This is a genomic window from Vibrio splendidus (assembly GCF_024347615.1).
Classification (GTDB): Bacteria; Pseudomonadota; Gammaproteobacteria; order Enterobacterales; family Vibrionaceae; genus Vibrio; species Vibrio splendidus.
The window spans coordinates 2,474,264-2,492,920 of the sequence record NZ_AP025508.1 but is presented as its reverse complement, the minus strand read 5'-3'; the positions used below and the strand labels follow the sequence as shown (position 1 = coordinate 2,492,920).

Here is an 18,657-nt window from a genome sequence, read left to right as displayed (position 1 = left end):
AGAGATGTGTAATTACAACAAATTACCTTTCGATGAGTTAGTCGATGTAACAAGTGAGCCAAGTTGCTGGCGCTGCGGTTCAAGTGATTACAGTGCTGGTGAAACAGAGTGCAATGGTGATTATCTGAATCAAGATGTTGAGTGTAATGACTGTTATTCAACGTGGCAGTTAGTCTATGAAATTAAACAAGTTTATGTTCCACAACAATAGGAGATGATATGGAATTAATGACAAGTATTGAGCAAAAAGCTCAAGCGATTATTGAGCAGAAGTATTTGAGTAAAATCGAAGAGCATAGCCAATGCGATACGTGGGTGGTTGAGCGTGTCGCTAACGATTTAAGTGTCACGCATAAAACGCTGATGTTCTCTATGCTACCAAAATACACAAGAGTGAAGGTGATTGAGAGTTTGATATTCCATGACGCTTTAACTTTCGATCATATCAGAATGGTTGAGCATGAGTTACAAAACACCAGTGACGATTGTGACGTTGACCAGTTAGACTTACTCACTTTCTATCGAGATTTACATCAATATTAAACATTAGGAGTGCTCGTGTATCAGTTCACGGCAATACTTTATCTAACATACTAAAAGACCGCATCAAGCGGTCTTTTCATTATATCGTCAATCGTCTCTTCGGCTGTTCCACGCTTAAACGCTCCATTTCGACCTTCTTTTTGTCTGCTTGTATCAATTCATCTACCTTGCGAGAAAGTGGCTTAGAAGCGGTTCTGTCGAGCTTATATCGGTAATTATTGTCGGTTACGAGTTCCAGACCGTTCTCTATCTCACGAATACCAGTGATATGCTTTCCAATTAGTGGCGTAAATTGCTCATCAAACTCTGCTTCTTCCTTGAAATAGGCTTGTAATAAGTGCTGAGATTGGTCTGTTAAATCAATTCGTTGTGTCTCTTGCTCCAATTTCAGCGTGTAGCTTTTCACTTGTGCAGTGATGTAGTTCTGAGCTTCTTTGGCTTGTTTGCAAACAGATAGTAACGCTTTCTTTTGATCTGCAAACTGGTGCGTCCAGCTTTCAAGATAAGCGGCATGGGAATTGAACGTTTCTAACCCTTGGTCAAGACACATAAATAGTGTTGCTGTCTCTGAAATTAGCTCTTCTTTCGAGTATGGCAGTGATCCAAACGGACTACCTAACTTTCTATCTAATCTGGATGGATGACCAGTGCTGTGGCAAATCTCATGAAGCAGTATGGCATACCGAGCCTTATCGCTTTTGAACTTATCTCTTGGCGGTATGACGATATGGTCTTCTTTGACGCTGTAATAAGCTCGGTCTTCGTCTTTCTCAATGACGGGAACGCCCATAGCGTCAATGATGACCTGTCCTTTTTGAATAAAAATTGAATCTTGCTCTTCTTCACTCATGGTCTGATTGGCTAACGCCTCTTGCTTAGCGAAATAAGGTTGTTCGTCAATGTATGATTGAGCCAGTAAGTGTTTGATATTTTCAATAGGAAAAACACGATAACCACGCAGCCCACGCTTCGCTTCAAATCCTTTGTCTTTCATCTCTTTAAAGCTCATACCTTTGGTCATCTTCTCGAATTGTGTCTTGCTTATTTTCTCACCGTCCTTAGCGTAATTTTCCAGATATTTCACCACGACATTTTCAAGCTTTATGCCTTTCAATGGTTTGTCTGGGTCAAAGTTGTCAGATTTTTCGGGTAGTTGGTCTTTGTGCTTTTCAAGTAGTTCAGAGGCTTGCTTGAACGTGCTGTAGATCGGCACCTTGGTTGCGCTATTTTGCTGCGCTTCTAAAAGCATAACGATGTTAATTCCATTGTATTCATTGCCAAATATATTCAGAGGTAAAGCGCTTAAGTTAGAACGATAAAAACTCACTTCAACATCACTGTCAGAGCTTGGTTTTTCACCTTTGGGTTTAGAGAAAAAGTCGAACAGCCTGTCTAATACTTGGTCTTGCTGGCTTTTTTTGTTCTTAGTGCTGCCAGCGGCACTCGATTTGGATTTACTCATAAATAACTCCTTTTTTGATGAGCTTCTTTATGTGTTAGCACGCTTTTTCTTATCTCCAAGTTACTGAAATTATTGATGGTTAGTTTTTCTTTTAGGTATTGGTTTTTTGCTTGTTTGGGGGTTAGAAAAATGATCAGACTCTTGTGAAAAGCTCGATTTGTGGTATCCATTTAGTAACGAATGGAGGAAAAAAGGATGAGAAATGCGTATACCCAATTGATGATACAGAAGAGCAAATTGTTGCTTGAGCAACGTCCTGAGTTGTTCGAACAATACGTTGCTTTTGCCAAGACGTTGGAAGGCTCTGGTGATAAGAATGTTGTGGCTGGCTTGTTGCAGTATTTCTATGAAAATGACGAGTTAAGACCAGAGCTAATTCTGGAAGAGCGCAGCCCATTTGCAGCTCAAATGTTGTTTAGTTTCGAACAATATGACTTGTATAAATCTATGCTAATGGAGTATCAAAATCACGAGCAGATTGGTTTATATCTGGCTGACAATGGCTTTGATTTACCTGATTGGGTTTTTGACTCATTTAATCAGTCAGTGCCATTAAACCCACAAATAATGGCTGAGATTAAGCAGAACTACCCAGCAAACCAAGTTGTGATTGGTTCAAGTGTTGATGTACCGAAAGGGTTCTATTTTGCCGATAAGGTTTTGTCGAGTTTCAATGGTGAAGCACTGCCTGATGTGGATTTTGATGTGTTAGAAGAGTCGAAAGGTGCTGATGAAATTCTCTCGCTGGATGCCCTTCGTCAGTTGCATTGCAATTCAATTATTTCCACTGGCGATAGCAGAACGATGATCAAGGACTATTTCGACTTAAAACAACAAAAAGAATGGCTGGATGAGTATCTGGGATTGCATAGTGATACAGCACAGAAAAAGAGTGTTTATTATCACAACGGTAAGTCTAAACCTCTTGCTTCGCCTGTTACAGCGAATGGCGTGTTATTAGGTAAAAGTCCCAATATTGATGAATTGATTAACGCTTTGTTGGTCGTCAAAGACAAACACATTCATTCTTTCCCGTATCAAGAATTGAGTCATGAAAATCTGCGTTTAGCACTGGAAGTAATCAAACAAGATGCGTTGTTTAACTTGGAACAGATCACGGTAGGTCAAAAGGTCGATCAGCGTATCAAACTGACAGTGCTGCAAGCTTGTTCTCCTGACTATGTGTCGGTTAAAGAGCAAAACAATCCATTTGAAGGGGTTGAATTGGACGTGGTTCAACCAGTCCCAAACGATGTATCAGTGCCAAATTACGAAGAGCAAGCCATAGCCGAGCTGAAAAGAGAAGTTCAAGAAGGTCTTGATAACGAACCCAAGATTGTAAAACGTCAGGTGAAACGCTCGAAGGGGCTACGTTATGACTAAGAAAGAACTATTAACGCTGAGTTTCTTTGGTCATTTATTTGATAGTGATTTCGAAACAATACTCACAGCACAAGACGATTATTCCGCTTTTGAAAATGCGTATCTTGATTTGAATGAGCCGTTTGTATCATCGATGTTTGAGCGTTTGAATCTGGTTCTGGTTGAAGCGGTTCAGGAGCAGCAAAAGGACAAGGTCGATGAAGTATTACAAGCGGTTAAACAAGCGTTTATGACTTGTCAGTTTCAATGCCAGAATGAGCCTTATACTTTCTGGTATGGTTTTGGATCGACTGATTGTAATAAAAGGTTAGAGTCGATATTGGCGCATCCATCAGTGACAACGTTCTATGTTGTGTGTGAAAAGGTGATAGATGATCTGTTCCTTGTTAAGCTGTCAAAGCAAAGTCAAACAAAGCCTCGTTTGAGGCTTGGTTAATTGTTCTGTGTGGCTATGGCTTGAGATAAACACCCCTTAATGACGTAGATTTCTGGGAAGGTGATACGCAGATTGTAGATCTTAAAACACGGTGTACAGTGTTGAAATATTTGCCCAAAACTCATCGCTTCCATTACCAGCGTCTCAAAGTCTCGCTCCGTTTCGTATTGGTAAAATTCACGAAAACTATTCACCATCCTGTCAGTTGCTTTTTGATAAGCCGTTTCATCAGAATAATGCAACGCTGTAAGTAGTTGTGATACGTCTTTAAAATCGATACCGATAGAAACCAGCTCTTGTTTAAATCTTTGCCATAGTTCGGTATTGCAACGGGTGTATTGAATCGCAGTGAGCAGATTATCCGCATAGACTGTTTTCGCTATGTGGAAATGCGAATGTCTTTCTACCATCGCATCATAAAGCTCAGTAATACCGTAGGACTGGGTGGGGTCAATACCTGTTCTAAGGTGAAACTCTTCTGTTACTTTTTGATAAAAAAGCTGTTGTGCTTTGTGATAAGTTTTAAACTCTTTGATATTGCCGTGGCTGCGCTTTCGTTTAGCTGTAGCAAGCCAGTATTGTCTCATCGCATTGATATACAATAACTTTTTGTACTGCTGCAAAAACGCTTCATAATCATAGTCAGATAGCAGACAAATATCTTCGATAGTAAGGTTTGAAGTGTAATTATTCAGTAGATTAATTATAGATTTCATCATTGACCTCCCTGAGCTTTTCTCTGAATAAAATCAGTAATTTTCTGCTCTTCAGTCTTATCTTGATACGCCAGCAAACACTGGTATTTTTTGACCAACGGTTTGAAAAAATCGACCAAGAACAAACGATCCGCTTCGCTGACCTTCTCAGCCTGAATCAACGCTTGTTGGTAAGCTGGTAAACGCACAGCGTCCATTTGCTGCTTTGCTCTGAAAAACTGGCGATTGAAGCTCTTCTTTGTTATGCCTTGTTTACATAGCTCTTGTTCAAATAACACTTCAAAATCGCTTTGGTTCGCAATCAAATCAATCACGCCTTTCAGTTCTTCTTTGTTTAGCTGATCTTCGATCTGCTCGATACTCCAACTCATAAACTCTCCTTGTTTGAATAACCTCTTATTGATTTACCACGGACTGTGTAATTTGCAATATTTCGCTGGCGTGATAACACGTGTATGAGTCCAGAATATAAGGAGTTCTTATGGATAAAGAAGCACTATTACGAGAAATTAAAGAGCTGGAAAAGCGAGAATATTACTGTGGTCTTGTTGTTAAAATTGAAGAAAACACACCCAAAAGTTGGACTGTGTTAGTAGAGAAATACCCTTCAAAATTGGAAGAGGCGCAGTCTCTATCGTCAGTTCAGCAGAGAGTGAAGATCACGTTGCATCATATTCAAAAGCTGATTGACGAGCAAAAAGAAAATCAAGAGATTAAGGTTGATTTAATTGGTAACCAACCAGAGGTCGATCGTTTGCGAGCACAAGTATTATCAAACAACGATAGACTGTTTGATTTTAATACTGCGACACCGTTTCCCTGCCTTTGCACTTTTACGTTGGACAAGGCGTTTTTCAAGACTTGCCGTGATTATCTACATAATGACTGGAAGCAAGGTTTCAGTGATGATTTGAAGCGTTATGCCGACCAAACTTTGACCGTAAAATTCAAACAAGGAGAGTTCATGAGTTGTGGTAATGAACAAGGAAAAAATATCGTACTCAAACCACAAACTCAGGCTGGTTTGATATTCATTATCAATAACCACTGTGACACACGATACTGGTTGAAAATGCCCATTCCTAAAGAAATGCGATGGGCGCTGGAGCAAGGTGCAAAGAACGGATTTCAAGAAGCTGTTGCGTCATTAGATACTGACCGACAAGTTGAACGATTATTCTATCGCTGTGATTTTGAGGTAAGTTTAAAGCAGTTCTGCAAAGCTCTGATTGAACGCATTTCACATATTAATACTTACAATCCATTGCTTGATGATCTGGGCGTTGATAAAAACAAAGAGTTGGCTCAACGAGCGTTTACTGATGCACTTGATGAGATTGGCTGGGATCAAATTATGCTGGCTGAAGACCGTTTCGAAGCGTTATTACTGTCTCAACGATGGGTTGAGCTAATAACTCGATTGTTGAGCTATTACTTGTTGTGTTACCACACGGAGTGTTTAGATAAATCGATGTTTGAGCTGAAACAATTCTCAACAGCAAAGCCTAAAAGCCGTTAAGGTATCTAAGTTACTTTCACTCTAAACGTCAAACTAAGTTAGGATGGTATCCTCTACAGAGGCAGTCTGTAGAGTTATCGACAAATGTCTAAATGTTTAAGCAATCAAATCTCAACGTATTATTGTTTTTTACGGTATAAACCAACAACTCTCTTGCCTTGGCGATGAAATGTCGGAGAGCTTAAATCCTTGGATTGAAAATGTTCTTCTATAGTTGGCTTAGCGTCAACCTCTTCATTACAAAGCTTCAACTCTGAAGGGATAGCGGCTTGCAGCTCAGGATAAGAAACACCAAAAAATCGTGAAGCAGTCATCATACCGTTAATGAATTGTTTGGCTTCGTTTTGAGTGGCTTTGTCAGATAGTTGATTATAGATATCAAATTGCACAGACAAGTAGTCTAAAAAATTAGCTTTGTTCATATCCTAAGTCCATAGTTTGCTTGTCAATAAAAAATATACTGAGATGCTGTGTGTTTCAACCTTAAAAAACAATGATATAGCACGATGATTACTGAAAAATAAGAGCATTGTGATTTACATCACCTTTCTTTTATACCCCTCCTAAAATCTTTTCTGGAGCAATTTATTAATTGATTTATCAAATGATTTAATTTTATTAATTAACCGTGCAAATGATAAACAATAGCTACAACAGGGCTTAAACAGTCTCTCATATTAGAAAAATAGTTAATGATGTTTAGGGCTATTCAGAAACAAGTAGATGAAGTTCAAGTTGATATTTGTGTCTGTTTTACTACTTCAATAGCCATTATTCGTAGGACTTACTTACCTTTTCTACGGGGTAGCTGTGCTATTGGCTATCTTTTTTATCGCTTTAGCTTTTGGGTTGATAACCTAACTTCATGGGTTTTAATCGTTTGAATCTTATATCGTTCTAAGCGTTGTTTCTGCCTTTCTATCTGCTTCTTTACACGCTCACGCTGCTCTTTATTCAGATGTTCACTTTCAAATAAATGTGTGCCTACCGCTTCACCAAACTGATACTTTTCAGGGTTTTTCTGGCTGTATTTAACAAAGTTCTTCTCAAATCGAGTCAACTCGTGCTCTAACTTTTCATCAATCATTTTTTGTAGCTTTTTGTCGCTGTTCATATTGTCATACTCAACCACAATCCTCTGGCTGTGCTTGTCGGTAGAGAACATCACTTCAAGGTGTAAATACCTCAAATGCTGTCGCCTAAAAGCGTATTTGGTTGGTCTGATGAAGATTGCTTGACCTTCGGCTAAAGACTTCGCCTCACGAACCAACATCGAGTGTAAAACTTTGGCTGCACTTGGGGCGTGCAACGTATTCATCGTTATAATTGAATTGTTTGCATCGGTCTGTTTTATCTGGATCAGTGATTCACCTTTGCGGTTCAATACCGTTGTTTTATCCTTATCTTCAAACACTTCCAACCCTAAATAATCAAAGAGCGACTGGTAACGGTTCAGATGAAAATACTCTTGATAGACGTGGTTGTTCTGCTGGTTGTCCATGTTGAAAAACACCACCTTGCGATAGTTGATAGTGCGTGGCATAAGCTCCATTAACTCGCATTGGTGCTGGCGAATATCATCTAAATCTAAGTCAAACTGCTGCGCTATCTCTTTGCCTGATAACTCTGGCGAGTTGAACAGAGAAGCGTTATATTTCGTGGCTTTAAGGTTGTTTTGGCTGCTCACTTGCTTATTCTCATCCAGTTTATGAAACGACAAGTGATGCTGCTTGTTTAAATTCACTAATACGCCTGTGCCAAGGCATCGCTCATAGAACGTCTTAAATGCCTTGTTTTTGGCTTCCTTGTGTTCACTTGGTGGTATTTGTCCTAACTTTTGAGAAAGCACCTTATTCACTGCGTTAAGGTTGTTTAACAGTACCGTTTCCATCTTTGCGACTGGCGTTGTGTTGCCGTAACGCTGGCTTTGCTGTTCAAAGTGGGATTGTTTTGCGAAACGATGAAGATTTTGTTTCAAATTACGGTTAATGAAGGTATCAATTGTGAATATTACTGGCATAGATTGCTGCTGTATTTCAAGCTGTTGGTTGGGCTTAATGTTGATCGACAACCCTTTCTTCTTCAATTCAGTGATTTTAGCTTGTAGTGGTTTGTCACCGTTTAAGACTTCATTGATCAGATGTTCTAACTCACGAAAAGAACGCTTTACCTCAAACCAGCTCTGGCTATGTCCGAAAAGATATGCCAGATACTCTCTACGTGCAGATTTGGCTTGGCTTTTCTGTTGACCTGTCGCAATGCCTTGTTCTAAATATTGGTTGAATTGTCGTTCAATCTGCTTATGAACCTTTTGCTTTGTTTCAGAAAAATAACGTGGGTTCATATAACGCTTGGTCGTGGGGCAATAGGCGTGAGTGTAAAAATGAATATGTGGATTCGCTTCTCCTTCAATGTGAAAGTTTATAGCTAATTCAATATCTTCTGACTTGGTCTTTTTCCCCTTGATTCTCTGCTCTTTTTTGATCTGGTTGTAATAACTTGCAAGGAATTGACGAGTGATGTTTTCCATCATCGATTTGGCTTGTGTTTCATTCCCACCAGATGCTTTGAGTAACCTTTGGTATTCCGCTTGGGTAAAGCTCAATGAGCCTTGATAGTTGAACAGTTTCTGAGGGGCTAAACACTCTTGGTAATCGTCAAGTTGCTTGGATTTACGGCTGTTTTTCACGTAATGCTGGGTGATGTAGCGGTGCTGTTCTAAACAGTAAGTATTCATTAACTCTGACAGTTCAGGCTGGCGGAGAGATGCGCCTTTATGCGCCAGTAATGCGCCTAAATCGGGCTGATTTGGGTTTAGATCAAAAGAGAGATTACAACGCTTGTCGGAGTAGCGTTTAGTCTTCTTATCTGTGATGAGATAAAGGATGTGATTGGTTAAGGAACCTGTGTTTTTTCCTCTTCGTTTATTGTCGCAGGAAAAAGCGACTTTCTTCATTTTCACGATCATAAGTAAACTTCCTTGTTTACTTATGTCCTACCATGACACAAATCGATGTCAATATCTTAAATGAAATCGCTCACGTCAGAAGGGAGTTAAGGTTTTGGCTTTAAATACCAACCTGAACCGCGTGTACCGAACTCACTCCCTTTGATGTGAATCTTTCCTTCTTCTAAGAGAGTTATGGTTCCCCCCACAGTTTGTTCACCTTTGGTCATTTGAATCTGGTAATCGTCACCTTCGTAACTCAGCACATCCAGCAATAATTTATCGCCTGCAATGATTGCTTCGTCACCGTGGAGAGAAAATACGTTCATCTTATCAGGGAACCTTGATAATTTACGGGCTTGCTTCTCAGAATATTTTGAAAGGTCTAACACATAGTCGCCTTCAAAATCGTGACCTCCAGAAAACAAAGTAGAGAGTAAGAGTACAAGTATTAGAATGCCGCTGAGTGCAATTGATTTTACTTGAAGTGGTAGCGCTTTAACATCATCAATGGTCTTAACTTTTTTTAATGAAGCAACGCTTTTTTCAATGGACATTTTTAATCCTTATTATTTCGATTATTCAAAACCGATTAATTATTGAGGTTTTTTATTGATTACACTTTTCAATATATTGTTCCAGAATAATATATTCAATAGCGTTAATAACATGTTTTTAGTCCAATGGAGCGATTGGGGCAGCAATGGTTTCGGTCTCTCCATTATTTAGGAAAATCTATATCAGGTCCCTTGAAACCTGGTTTGGTCCTGATAATCTAATGGGAAATAAATCGCATCAGGTAAATTGTTTATGTCATTTGTTCGAAAAGAGACGGAATATTACAATGTGGCGGTTAGTGATGATTTATCACAATACTTAGAAATGTATCGCTCTCTTGATCCTATTTTTTCAACAATGGATGATAGGAAACTCATTCTTTTTGTTGTACATAAAGCAATTGAACAAAATGAAAACATTTATACAGAAGAACTTGATTTATCAAGAAATCGAAATGTAAAGTTAAAGAAAACGAGTTTAATAGCAAAGCATTTTGAAAGTATAAATGAAAAGTATAGAGATTATGGTGTTCAGATTAGTGCAAGGCAATATTTCCACCGTTTAGTGATGAATTACTTAATCGAATCAAAAAAAAGAAAAACCGTTTAAAATAATGGAGAGTGCAAAGTGGTTAAAAATATAAAGTCATGTGCAATTTTTGGTGTTGCGATATTAATGTCAACATCTACATTTGCGGCGTCAAAGCATGAAAGAGCGTATGAAAAAGAAAAACGTTTTAATTTTGGTTCATTTTCAGTAGAAAGCTTGGAGAAGATTGAACCAACTAAAACACAAGAAGTAGATGGTGTGGAAATGTTCTACTACGATGCGGACGAAGTTAAGAAACACCCTTTTTCACGTGGTCATCACCCTCAAACGACATTGTTAATAGACAAAGATAAAACAATGGCACTGTATAATGCAAAGTTCAAAACTCAAGAAGACTGCATTAGTGACCTTGGGAAAAGAGAGTTAAAAAGTTATTATTACAAATCATATAGAACACGTGCAGTTAAAAGCTCTCCAAAATCAACAAAATGGAAAGTTACCACAAGAACAGTTGATGAAAGCGGTTTGACAAACACAGTATCAGAAGTGAAAGTTGAAATAAATCCCAATGATTATGAGATGGTTGGTGATTTCCAAACGCTTAAAGCTTATTTTAATCCATTATATCCTAAACATGCCGGTTCATTTGAACAGCCCGTAGAAGGTGATTTTTATGTTGAGATGGAATGTAAAGTGGACGGTTCCGCAAAACTTTTATTTAAAGATGTATACCGAAACGAAGCATTGAAAAAATAACAAGATTAAAAGATTATAAAAAATGAAAAAACTAAACTTGCTTACGCTGACTGTCGCTTCCCTTATTGCAATGCCCACTATGGCTATTGTTCATGGCGAAGACGCTGTTCAATCCGATCACCAATATTATGCTCGTATTGTAACCAAATTTGACAATAGCGATTCATTCTCTCACACTTGTGGAGCCTCAATATTAAACGACCGATTTATCTTAACAGCCGCACACTGTGTCCATGAGGCTAAAAGCGGTATCAATCCAGATAACCTCTATGTTATCACTAAAAACTTTACACATTCTAAAACAGCCGTTCAAGAGCTACGAAGTATTAAAACGATTCATGTCCACCCTGATTCGGTTGATACTGTTCCTGTCATTCCTGACGAAGTAACAGATCGTTTCTTCTTGAAAGAAAATTTTGACGAGGGTGATATTGCAATTCTCGAACTCGTAAAACCAATTACTGAAAATGTTCAAAGTATTCTTGGCGATGATCCTCAACTGTTTTGGGATGAATTAGCGACTGATACGAAAGCAATGGCAGAGTTTAACCTTGTTGGAATGGGTACTGAGGCACAAGCTCGATTTAATGATGAAATTCAATATGATGTAATGTCCGATCTTTTGCAATTTACATCTTTGAAACCGTCTCTTAATGGTGGCGCTTATCGATGCAGTTCTTGGGATATCATCAATTATGATTCAGACGGAAAAGTTCTTTACAATCCAGATGGTAGCGTAGATACAACGACTGTCTACGGCTCAGATAAAATTTGTGCAACTGGAACGCCTTTTGTTAAAGAGAACTCTGAGACTGTTCGCAATAATGCATGTAGTGGCGATTCTGGCGGCCCTCTAACCGTAGAGTTTGGTAGCCAAGGTCGATACCAAATTGGTGTTGTTTCAACTGCTCCTATAAACTGTCAAACCGATTTCGCATCTGACAGTTCATACACCGACATTCTTTACTACAAAGACTGGATTGTTAATATTATCACTGATGAAAATGGTGAAATGATTGGCAACGCTCTTGATTTTGATTCAAGCATTGTTGATGATGGTAAATCAACGGGTGACGGTACTGTAAAACCAACTCCAAGCATCCCAACTCCACCTAACGGAGGTAACACTGGCAGTGGTTCAAGTGGTGGCTCTACTGGTCTATTCTCATTGTTTTGTCTTGTTCTTTTAGCGTTTAGACACAAAATTAGCAATTCTCGCTACAATAAGCTTGGCTAAACAGGATTATGTGTCTTTTAGGTGGTTAAAAATCTATTATTTAACGATATATAGCGAAATGAAGCTTTAAAAAAATAAGAATAAATAAGAGATTGCCTGACAATCTCTTTTTCTTTAATACGAGCATTATTTAATACGTTTCTGATAGTTATTCTTATTTTAGATGTGCATGTTTTTAAGTTAATGATGAAGAAAAAGGTGATATAAGATGGGCTTGTACAAAGATATGAAAACTTTTCGTGATGGTATTTATGAGACTGGTCACTCAATGCACGATAACAGCTTTGTTTTGAAAGTTGAAACTCGAATTAGACAAAAAGGTGATGATTTTATTAATTACGATTTTTATCTAACATACAATTTATTTGTATTAATGTCTTGGCTTTCTTTGTTCTTGGGATACCCAATCATTCGTTTCTATTTCCCAGATACTGATGTCGGGAAATTACAATACACTATGTTTCACGATCTTGATAACATCAATCTTAGTGTTTTTGGTTCAGCCGTTAAAGCAGCCTTTTGTGCCTTTTTATACACTTGCGTTACGTTTACATTCTTTGGTTTATGCATGGCAATCAAACATGGTTCAGTCCGTTTGTTTTTTGATTTCTTAGGACAAAGCTTTTATCAAGGTTATAAAAGTGGTGTATTCCTTGGTATTCTTTTCTTTTTTATTCTTTTTACTTAATGTTTTTCCATATTATAATATCTAAAAATAAACTGATGAAAAATTGAATGCCGACTTATATTCATAGTGTCGTTGTTAAAAACCATCAATAAACTAATTACAATATTTAAAAGGTATATACTATGGGCAAGAAACATGTTAAAGACAATGTTTTATACATACCTTACAACACTTCCTTTTCAAAACTTCGTGATTTTTTAATTGCTACAATTATCATCGCAATCCCCTTAATTTTCTCTGGATGGGTTATTTATGATTCTTTGTTTAATACCTATGTCGATGCAAAAGGAGTTGAGTTTATCAACTTTGAAAGATATGGCGATCTTGGCGTAAAAGAGATGATGTCTCCTCTGGCGCAAGTGCCTATCATCTTCTCCATTGCGTTTTTACTTTCAGCATTAGTCAAATTCCTTTATTCAGAATTTGCACCTAACCTGTTTCGTGGTGACGGCCCTGTTTGGATGATTTTCTTACTCCCTCTTTGTGCTCTTCCTGCGTTAATTATTCCGTTTTTTGCTTTTTCTAACTTTTCCACAGCAGACCTAACTCAATATGGAATCGAAAATGCAGAAAATCTATTAGTTTCTATTGGCGCGTTCGGCAACCTCCCAATAATTGTTATTAGCTATCTCATTTATGTTCGTATTCTGTTTAAAAAGAAAGGTAAGCACGAATACAGAATGTTCCATGCTGATACAGGTCGTGAATACCATCTAACAGATGATGGTGAAGTGTTCTTTGCAGACTTCCGAGGCGGACGAGACTTCTAAGCCGAAACCTTATCTATCAGTCAGACAACGGTGGTTGTAGACAATCCAGTGTTTTAGATGCTTTTCCAACTCCACGATCTCAACCATTTTTACTTTAACGGTTAAGCCAGCATCATTCTGAGTTTGATGACAAGTTTTGATGTGCTGGTTTAATTCATTCATTGCTTTTGTTACTGTTTCAATGGTTTGTTTATTCTGTTCAGTGATGGTCAGTTGCTGAAACTTGGTTTTTCTCAACAGGAGTAGCAGCTTATCGAGTTGATAGGGTGGCGTTTGGGCTGCGGTTAACTTCTGCTTTAATCGGTCAAAATCTTGCAGTAAAGCTGTTTTAACTGGTGCTGAAAGAGCGATGTCTTTTAGTTGCAACTTTGCGATATTAACGACCGATAGCGCTTCTTCATGCGCCTTATTAAGTGGCTTAGTCGTGAACTGAGCCATTTCTTTTTCAAATCTCACTGGATTGCTTATGGCTATGCGTCTTTTCGACTTCGCACTGGTTGATTGAGCCAGTGCTTTTACCTTTTCTTGATGTGACTTAACAAACTCACCATATTCACTTAATTGCTGGATCTGCGGTTGGGCGATCTCAAAATCAAACACCAATAGTAGTTCTTGCAAAATATGCAGATACGTTGATAAGAACTGCTTATTTCTTACTGAAAGTTGTTCTGCTGCACTGATTTTTTCTTCAATGCTCTGATACTCACTTATGCCAAACTCAATCGGACTTTTATCTGGAAGGTACGTTCTTAGCTTTGCATCTAAATCCAGCAATTGCTGCGCGTTCGTTGCGAACAACGCTGATTGGTTGTTGTAGAGGGGTAAATCACTGTTCTGAAACGTTAACGCTTCGCCATTGAATATCGCATTGATGAGCTGAGTTTTGTGCTTAAATCCGCATAGCTGTGTCAATTCTGATAGATAGTGTTCGACCTCCTGACAAGTTGAGTAATGAAAGAATTTTTTGCTCATTAATTCTCCCCAATCGTGTTTTGAAAAGTTATCAATTTTGATAACGTTTTTTTTGAAGATGGAGTGAAAGTGATTGAGTGGTTTGTCCACTTTAGCGGTGTAGTTTGATGATTTATTTCTGAGTTTGAACGTCTGATAGGACGGTTCATCAGTTGGTTTTGGTGTTGGATTTGTATCGGCATTGCATCTCCTTTTTCTATGCTTACCTCTTTGTTGTATCGCACTTTTGAGATATTGCAATAGCACTTCATTAAACGACTGGTAAGGAGTCAACTGGGACAGTTGATTAGGTTTCATACGATACACCCACGCAGTGGTGGGAGTATAAACCCTTGTCTTGCAATGGCTTTTGATCTTTTGATTTGAATATTCTGTGATTTAAGCGGTTTTGGATACTTCCTTTTTAGGTGGTAGGGAGTATTGACAGCTCACCAGTCTCATAGGGTGTGATTGGTCAATGGTCTTACAGGTGGATGGTTAAGGTGATATTTAGTTGAGTTGTCTTGGGCAGACCGTTGGACAATCGAACAATGATCTATGATAATCCTTGCCCCTTTCTACCAACCAGAGCGTTATTGTGTCTACCCTTACCATTTTTGATAAGAAATTGATTATTGAGTCCATCAAGGCAGAGCTTGAACCTACACGCCAAGATAGAAGTGCAATGCCAGATATGTCTTGGGTTATGACTGTCGTTAAAAATGAATTGTGTGAGCAAATGCTTGTTCAAACTCGAGGTAATCAAGCCAAAGCTGCAAGGCTTTTAGGGATAAATAGAGGGACTTTTCGAGATCGAATCAAGGCAATTCATGAACGTAAAGAGTGGTTAGATTAACTTATCCACCTAACATACCAGAATTAGCCCGTATTGCTCCGATCTTCGAGTGAAGGTCTATTGGCTTATCAAGTCAGATATACGGGCGAAAAACCGCAATTAACGATACTTGAAACATACTTCCTCTCTTGTTGAGCTTATACAACCGTTCTTTCCCTCCAAATCCATCAATTTTTTTAACATCCAAAGCTATTCGACTCTTCGAGTCCGTTCTGAATGTAAAAGCAATGGCATGCTGTAATGAATTAGATAATGGCTTTAGGCTTTTCCCAGAAATGGCGAACGCAGTGAGTTTAATACAAGATGAGCAGAATTGTTTTCGTTGGCACTTCCTTTCTTGACCGAAATAGAACTAACCATTTTACTTCTTTTTAAAGGACGGGAAAGTCGGCTGGCTGGTCAGCGACTTTATATTAAAAATAAAAATGTATTAAATAATATTAAAGATATTAAAAGAGGTGGACACCTTATCAGTATTATCGGACGGTTTATCAGGAAAAGGGGACGGCTTATCAGTGTTGAATGGACGGTTCACCAGTTGGTTACTTCCAGCCCTTCTATTATTGACGAACGGCATAGGGTGGACAGTTTTGATCTTTTTTTGATAAACCGTCTTGACAAATATTTTAAATATGTAAAAACATAAGAAGGATAAAAATCAAATAGAGAACTTTACTGAATTAATTTACGCTAAATAACCTCCACGATTGCACTCACCCTCACAGGGATAGGCTTTACGCTTTGATTTTTGTTCTTGACGACAATAATCAAAGGAGAAACTTATGTCAGTTAAAACACCACTAAATAATCACAAAGATAAAATCTTAATCGTAGAGCGCCAGTTTATCTATACTCATTTCAACGAGTATCAACGTCTGATTCTACCGCCAAGCTTAAGTTTTAAAGCGTTAAAAGTGGCGTTTTATTTACTGCATTATAATCAGCTGATGAACCACATAAATAAAACAAACGATATTAAGGTTTGTCGTCTTTCAATGTCTGATCTGTGTTGTTACTTCGAAACAAGCAAAAAGGTGATTCTGGCTATTGTTGAGTCGCTAAACCACCCTTTAATCGAAATGGTTTCGGTTGATAATAGTGGTGTGTCTTACACGGTAGACAGAGCTGCACTATGTCCAAAAAAAGCGGTAATAAATGACGAACATACAACCTCCTCTTATTTCATCGATTTAGATAAGATGAAGCCACATCGTTCAATCATTGGGTGGATGATGGGCAATTTTAAAGCGTTTTACGGTCAGAAAGTAAAACTTAATCGAACGTTCTTATTCGACTTTTTTGGGTATGCCTGTGAAACAGAAAAACAGCGTAAAGATGCGGTAAGAAGCCTTAAGCGAGCGGCTAAATCACAAGGCTATGAGTATCAAAAATATTGCTTCGTGCCAACTCAACAGATTGAGTTAGATGATTACGCTATTCACCTTTCTCAGCTTTACTCAGAGCAAGAGCAAGAGCAAGAGCAAGAGGTTGATTTACGATCTGTTTCAGATTATGAGGCGTATTATGGTCAGTTGTAATGTTTCGTATGAAGAATCTTTAGCACAGTGGCAACGATCACATCCTTGCGTGGTGTGTGTGTCACTTGAAGAATATCAAGAGCATGGGTCAATTGAAGTGGTTGGTTTACCTGACGCTGAAACACACGTTACAGCTAATCAGGATCAGCCTATCGAACAGTGTCTTTACCAACTACTGGCTTATGAAAGACTTGTCGTTGCCGACAAACAACGCTTCTTTGCTTTGATAGAAAAGCGCCTGACCAGTCCATCACTTTTCACAGAGCATGTGATCAATCAATTAAAGCACCGCACCGTCTCCATAGGATCTGTCCATCGGTATCGAACAGCGCAGCAACTACGTAACGACTACATCAACGCTCAACTCTCTCGATTAAAATCACACTGACATTAGCTCCGATTTAAGGGGCTAATTTACAACAACAATATAGGTAGTATTGTGCTCCTATCTTTGAGAATTGCCCTGTTTAGGGCTTTTTTGCGTTTAAGGAAAAATGATTGCGGGATTTTTGCGGGGTATTGCGGAAAAGAGAGAGTAATTATTTTGTATTATTATACAATGCAATACATTGAGTTAAACGAAGGGTGAATGATGAAAGTTGTGTTTGTGGATGCTGAAAACGTAGGACTTAAGGTTGTAGAGCAGGTCTTACCTTCCTTGACCGACAAAGTATTGGTATTTTCCAAATCTCCTAACATCGAGCAATATTGCGATAAGGTATTGTTCCAGCACTTTTCCAACTATCCCACAGGCTCTAATCAGGCAGATTTCTATATCATTTCTGCACTGACCAAGTATTTGACCCTATATGATGCAAAAGCTCTCTCTAAGGCAGAGTTTGAGCTTTATACAAATGATCAGGATCTGACCTCCGCCTTTGAGTTTCAGTGTGAACAATTCGGTGTGAAAACTCACATTGTCAAAACACGAGAGGCGGCAAAAATCGTCTCTTTACCCGTTGCCGTCATATGTTCGGATTCTCCAGAAGAGAAGTTATTCAATGCCTTAGTAAAACCAAGAGCATTAGACCCAACACTTCAAGAAGAGTTAGGTTTGGCAAGGCAAACGTTCACAAGGGCTGTTAACGCTCTTTCTGCATCGAATCGTATTAAAAGAACTACCGAAAATAAGAAACAATGGGTTCAATGCTGATCAGTTTATAGCTTGAAGCTGATAATGGTAAGTTTTCAGCTCTTCATTGCTTTGGGATGACTCAAATTGGAAGAAGTTTTGCTCAGTTAAACATTTCAAAAACTTACTTAAATCTTCGGTTTTTATGAACAAAGAGATTGGTCTAACTTGTCGGTTATCATCAGAAAAGCAATGCTCGATGTGTGACCTATCGAGATACACAACATCAGATTCCGTCTTCGGTGTCTCTTCGATTAGCTTTGTTTCTAATCCAGTGCTTTCAAAGCTCTCTAACACGCTGTAAAGCTTACCGACATCATTGTTAGTCTCTACCGAAACATATTGACTGACAATGCTATCTAAGTGTTTCTCTATCGAACCAAGCTTGTTCTTCATTAAACAAACCGTTTTGAGCTTTTTTTTGATACTGCTGTATTGAGCCAGTTTCACTTTCGGCTTTAAAAAGTCGATGATGATTTTGTTACGCTGCTCTTCTTTTATAAAGACCTTTGAAGTATTTATCTTGAAATAAAGGTGTAGAAGTGCGTTTTCGAATGTTGATTGTAGAAGTTGGTGGTAAGAAGTATCTTTCATTGTGCCTTGTTCAGCGTGGTTT

General features: G+C 38.4%; 23 protein-coding genes. 15 read left to right on the top strand and 8 right to left on the bottom strand.

The annotated features are described in order from the left end of the window. Positions 1–4: 4 nt before the first annotated feature. Positions 5–211, top strand: a complete 207-nt coding sequence (locus OCU90_RS11120) for a hypothetical protein (protein WP_061021716.1) — start codon at positions 5–7, stop codon at positions 209–211. Between the two features lie 8 nt (positions 212–219). Beyond that, on the top strand, positions 220–543 hold the full coding sequence (locus OCU90_RS11115) for a hypothetical protein (protein WP_061021714.1): 324 nt from the start codon (positions 220–222) through the stop codon (positions 541–543). 79 nt (positions 544–622) lie between these two features. Here OCU90_RS11115 and OCU90_RS11110 read toward each other — a convergent pair whose 3' ends face one another. Then, complete coding sequence (locus tag OCU90_RS11110; RefSeq protein ID WP_061021713.1) at positions 623–2,005, bottom strand: zincin-like metallopeptidase domain-containing protein; 1,383 nt, start codon at positions 2,003–2,005, stop codon at positions 623–625. Positions 2,006–2,200: 195 nt separating this feature from the next. Here OCU90_RS11110 and OCU90_RS11105 point away from each other — a divergent pair, with 195 nt between their 5' ends. Then, complete coding sequence (locus OCU90_RS11105; RefSeq protein ID WP_061021711.1) at positions 2,201–3,388, top strand: hypothetical protein; 1,188 nt, start codon at positions 2,201–2,203, stop codon at positions 3,386–3,388. Continuing rightward, complete coding sequence (locus OCU90_RS11100; protein WP_061021709.1) at positions 3,381–3,824, top strand: hypothetical protein; 444 nt, start codon at positions 3,381–3,383, stop codon at positions 3,822–3,824. Before OCU90_RS11105 ends, OCU90_RS11100 begins: the two co-directional genes overlap by 8 nt. On the opposite strand, the gene OCU90_RS11095 is transcribed toward OCU90_RS11100, so the two are convergent. After that, positions 3,821–4,543, bottom strand: a complete 723-nt coding sequence (locus OCU90_RS11095; RefSeq protein WP_143700556.1) for a hypothetical protein — start codon at positions 4,541–4,543, stop codon at positions 3,821–3,823. The genes OCU90_RS11100 and OCU90_RS11095 overlap by 4 nt on opposite strands. Then, a complete protein-coding gene (locus tag OCU90_RS11090; RefSeq protein WP_061021705.1) occupies positions 4,540–4,911 on the bottom strand; it encodes a hypothetical protein in 372 nt (123 codons plus the stop codon). Before OCU90_RS11090 ends, OCU90_RS11095 begins: the two co-directional genes overlap by 4 nt. 110 nt (positions 4,912–5,021) lie before the next feature. Here OCU90_RS11090 and OCU90_RS11085 point away from each other — a divergent pair, with 110 nt between their 5' ends. Further along, entirely contained in the window at positions 5,022–6,059 is a 1,038-nt protein-coding gene (locus tag OCU90_RS11085) for a hypothetical protein (RefSeq protein ID WP_061021703.1), read from the top strand. Between the two features lie 119 nt (positions 6,060–6,178). On the opposite strand, the gene OCU90_RS11080 is transcribed toward OCU90_RS11085, so the two are convergent. From OCU90_RS11080 to OCU90_RS11070, 3 genes are all read right to left on the bottom strand, one after another. Next, a complete protein-coding gene (locus tag OCU90_RS11080; RefSeq protein ID WP_061021701.1) occupies positions 6,179–6,481 on the bottom strand; it encodes a hypothetical protein in 303 nt (100 codons plus the stop codon). Between the two features lie 407 nt (positions 6,482–6,888). Next, positions 6,889–9,027 carry a hypothetical protein gene (locus OCU90_RS11075; protein WP_061021699.1) on the bottom strand — a complete coding sequence of 713 codons (2,139 nt, stop codon included), beginning with the start codon at positions 9,025–9,027 and terminating at the stop codon, positions 6,889–6,891. An 86-nt stretch (positions 9,028–9,113) separates the two neighbouring features. After that, positions 9,114–9,563, bottom strand: a complete 450-nt coding sequence (locus OCU90_RS11070) for a hypothetical protein (protein ID WP_061021697.1) — start codon at positions 9,561–9,563, stop codon at positions 9,114–9,116. Positions 9,564–9,816: 253 nt separating this feature from the next. On the opposite strand from OCU90_RS11070, the gene OCU90_RS11065 reads away from it, so the two are divergent. The 5 genes from OCU90_RS11065 (at position 9,817) to OCU90_RS11045 (ending at position 13,564) form a co-directional block, all read left to right on the top strand. After that, positions 9,817–10,173: a hypothetical protein gene (locus tag OCU90_RS11065; protein WP_061021695.1), complete on the top strand. Its 357-nt coding sequence runs from the start codon at positions 9,817–9,819 to the stop codon at positions 10,171–10,173. An 18-nt stretch (positions 10,174–10,191) separates the two neighbouring features. Continuing rightward, complete coding sequence (locus tag OCU90_RS11060) at positions 10,192–10,869, top strand: hypothetical protein (protein WP_061021693.1); 678 nt, start codon at positions 10,192–10,194, stop codon at positions 10,867–10,869. Between the two features lie 22 nt (positions 10,870–10,891). Then, on the top strand, positions 10,892–12,106 hold the full coding sequence (locus tag OCU90_RS11055) for a S1 family peptidase (RefSeq protein ID WP_061021691.1): 1,215 nt from the start codon (positions 10,892–10,894) through the stop codon (positions 12,104–12,106). 208 nt (positions 12,107–12,314) lie between these two features. Next, a complete protein-coding gene (locus OCU90_RS11050; protein ID WP_061021690.1) occupies positions 12,315–12,794 on the top strand; it encodes a hypothetical protein in 480 nt (159 codons plus the stop codon). A gap of 122 nt (positions 12,795–12,916) precedes the next feature. Further along, positions 12,917–13,564: a hypothetical protein gene (locus OCU90_RS11045; protein ID WP_061021688.1), complete on the top strand. Its 648-nt coding sequence runs from the start codon at positions 12,917–12,919 to the stop codon at positions 13,562–13,564. Between the two features lie 9 nt (positions 13,565–13,573). On the opposite strand, the gene OCU90_RS11040 is transcribed toward OCU90_RS11045, so the two are convergent. Further along, a complete protein-coding gene (locus OCU90_RS11040; RefSeq protein WP_061021686.1) occupies positions 13,574–14,536 on the bottom strand; it encodes a hypothetical protein in 963 nt (320 codons plus the stop codon). A gap of 577 nt (positions 14,537–15,113) precedes the next feature. On the opposite strand from OCU90_RS11040, the gene OCU90_RS11035 reads away from it, so the two are divergent. The 5 genes from OCU90_RS11035 (at position 15,114) to OCU90_RS11015 (ending at position 18,062) form a co-directional block, all read left to right on the top strand. Then, positions 15,114–15,371, top strand: coding sequence for a helix-turn-helix domain-containing protein (locus tag OCU90_RS11035; RefSeq protein WP_240513384.1), 258 nt, complete (start codon positions 15,114–15,116; stop codon positions 15,369–15,371). A gap of 337 nt (positions 15,372–15,708) precedes the next feature. Next, the gene (locus OCU90_RS11030; RefSeq protein ID WP_143700555.1) at positions 15,709–16,017 is read left to right on the top strand and encodes a hypothetical protein; all 309 of its coding nucleotides are present in this window, start codon (positions 15,709–15,711) and stop codon (positions 16,015–16,017) included. Positions 16,018–16,153: 136 nt separating this feature from the next. Further along, the gene (locus tag OCU90_RS11025; RefSeq protein WP_061021680.1) at positions 16,154–16,909 is read left to right on the top strand and encodes a hypothetical protein; all 756 of its coding nucleotides are present in this window, start codon (positions 16,154–16,156) and stop codon (positions 16,907–16,909) included. Positions 16,910–16,967: 58 nt separating this feature from the next. Beyond that, positions 16,968–17,297 (top strand): hypothetical protein, encoded by a 330-nt coding sequence (locus OCU90_RS11020; protein ID WP_143700554.1) that lies wholly within the window; start codon positions 16,968–16,970, stop codon positions 17,295–17,297. A 201-nt stretch (positions 17,298–17,498) separates the two neighbouring features. Next, positions 17,499–18,062 carry a hypothetical protein gene (locus OCU90_RS11015; protein ID WP_240513383.1) on the top strand — a complete coding sequence of 188 codons (564 nt, stop codon included), beginning with the start codon at positions 17,499–17,501 and terminating at the stop codon, positions 18,060–18,062. Here the strand turns inward: OCU90_RS11015 and OCU90_RS11010 are convergent, their stop codons facing one another. After that, a complete protein-coding gene (locus tag OCU90_RS11010; RefSeq protein ID WP_061021676.1) occupies positions 18,063–18,635 on the bottom strand; it encodes a DUF2913 family protein in 573 nt (190 codons plus the stop codon). Positions 18,636–18,657: the final 22 nt, after the last annotated feature.

Coding starts and splice junctions, on each gene's coding strand:
- OCU90_RS11120 (WP_061021716.1), top strand. CDS start 5: ATGTGTAATTACAACAAATTACCTTTCGATGAGTTAGTCGATGTAACA.
- OCU90_RS11115 (WP_061021714.1), top strand. CDS start 220: ATGGAATTAATGACAAGTATTGAGCAAAAAGCTCAAGCGATTATTGAG.
- OCU90_RS11110 (WP_061021713.1), bottom strand. CDS start 2,005: ATGAGTAAATCCAAATCGAGTGCCGCTGGCAGCACTAAGAACAAAAAA.
- OCU90_RS11105 (WP_061021711.1), top strand. CDS start 2,201: ATGAGAAATGCGTATACCCAATTGATGATACAGAAGAGCAAATTGTTG.
- OCU90_RS11100 (WP_061021709.1), top strand. CDS start 3,381: ATGACTAAGAAAGAACTATTAACGCTGAGTTTCTTTGGTCATTTATTT.
- OCU90_RS11095 (WP_143700556.1), bottom strand. CDS start 4,543: ATGATGAAATCTATAATTAATCTACTGAATAATTACACTTCAAACCTT.
- OCU90_RS11090 (WP_061021705.1), bottom strand. CDS start 4,911: ATGAGTTGGAGTATCGAGCAGATCGAAGATCAGCTAAACAAAGAAGAA.
- OCU90_RS11085 (WP_061021703.1), top strand. CDS start 5,022: ATGGATAAAGAAGCACTATTACGAGAAATTAAAGAGCTGGAAAAGCGA.
- OCU90_RS11080 (WP_061021701.1), bottom strand. CDS start 6,481: ATGAACAAAGCTAATTTTTTAGACTACTTGTCTGTGCAATTTGATATC.
- OCU90_RS11075 (WP_061021699.1), bottom strand. CDS start 9,027: ATGATCGTGAAAATGAAGAAAGTCGCTTTTTCCTGCGACAATAAACGA.
- OCU90_RS11070 (WP_061021697.1), bottom strand. CDS start 9,563: ATGTCCATTGAAAAAAGCGTTGCTTCATTAAAAAAAGTTAAGACCATT.
- OCU90_RS11065 (WP_061021695.1), top strand. CDS start 9,817: ATGTCATTTGTTCGAAAAGAGACGGAATATTACAATGTGGCGGTTAGT.
- OCU90_RS11055 (WP_061021691.1), top strand. CDS start 10,892: ATGAAAAAACTAAACTTGCTTACGCTGACTGTCGCTTCCCTTATTGCA.
- OCU90_RS11050 (WP_061021690.1), top strand. CDS start 12,315: ATGGGCTTGTACAAAGATATGAAAACTTTTCGTGATGGTATTTATGAG.
- OCU90_RS11045 (WP_061021688.1), top strand. CDS start 12,917: ATGGGCAAGAAACATGTTAAAGACAATGTTTTATACATACCTTACAAC.
- OCU90_RS11040 (WP_061021686.1), bottom strand. CDS start 14,536: ATGAGCAAAAAATTCTTTCATTACTCAACTTGTCAGGAGGTCGAACAC.
- OCU90_RS11025 (WP_061021680.1), top strand. CDS start 16,154: ATGTCAGTTAAAACACCACTAAATAATCACAAAGATAAAATCTTAATC.
- OCU90_RS11015 (WP_240513383.1), top strand. CDS start 17,499: ATGATGAAAGTTGTGTTTGTGGATGCTGAAAACGTAGGACTTAAGGTT.
- OCU90_RS11010 (WP_061021676.1), bottom strand. CDS start 18,635: ATGAAAGATACTTCTTACCACCAACTTCTACAATCAACATTCGAAAAC.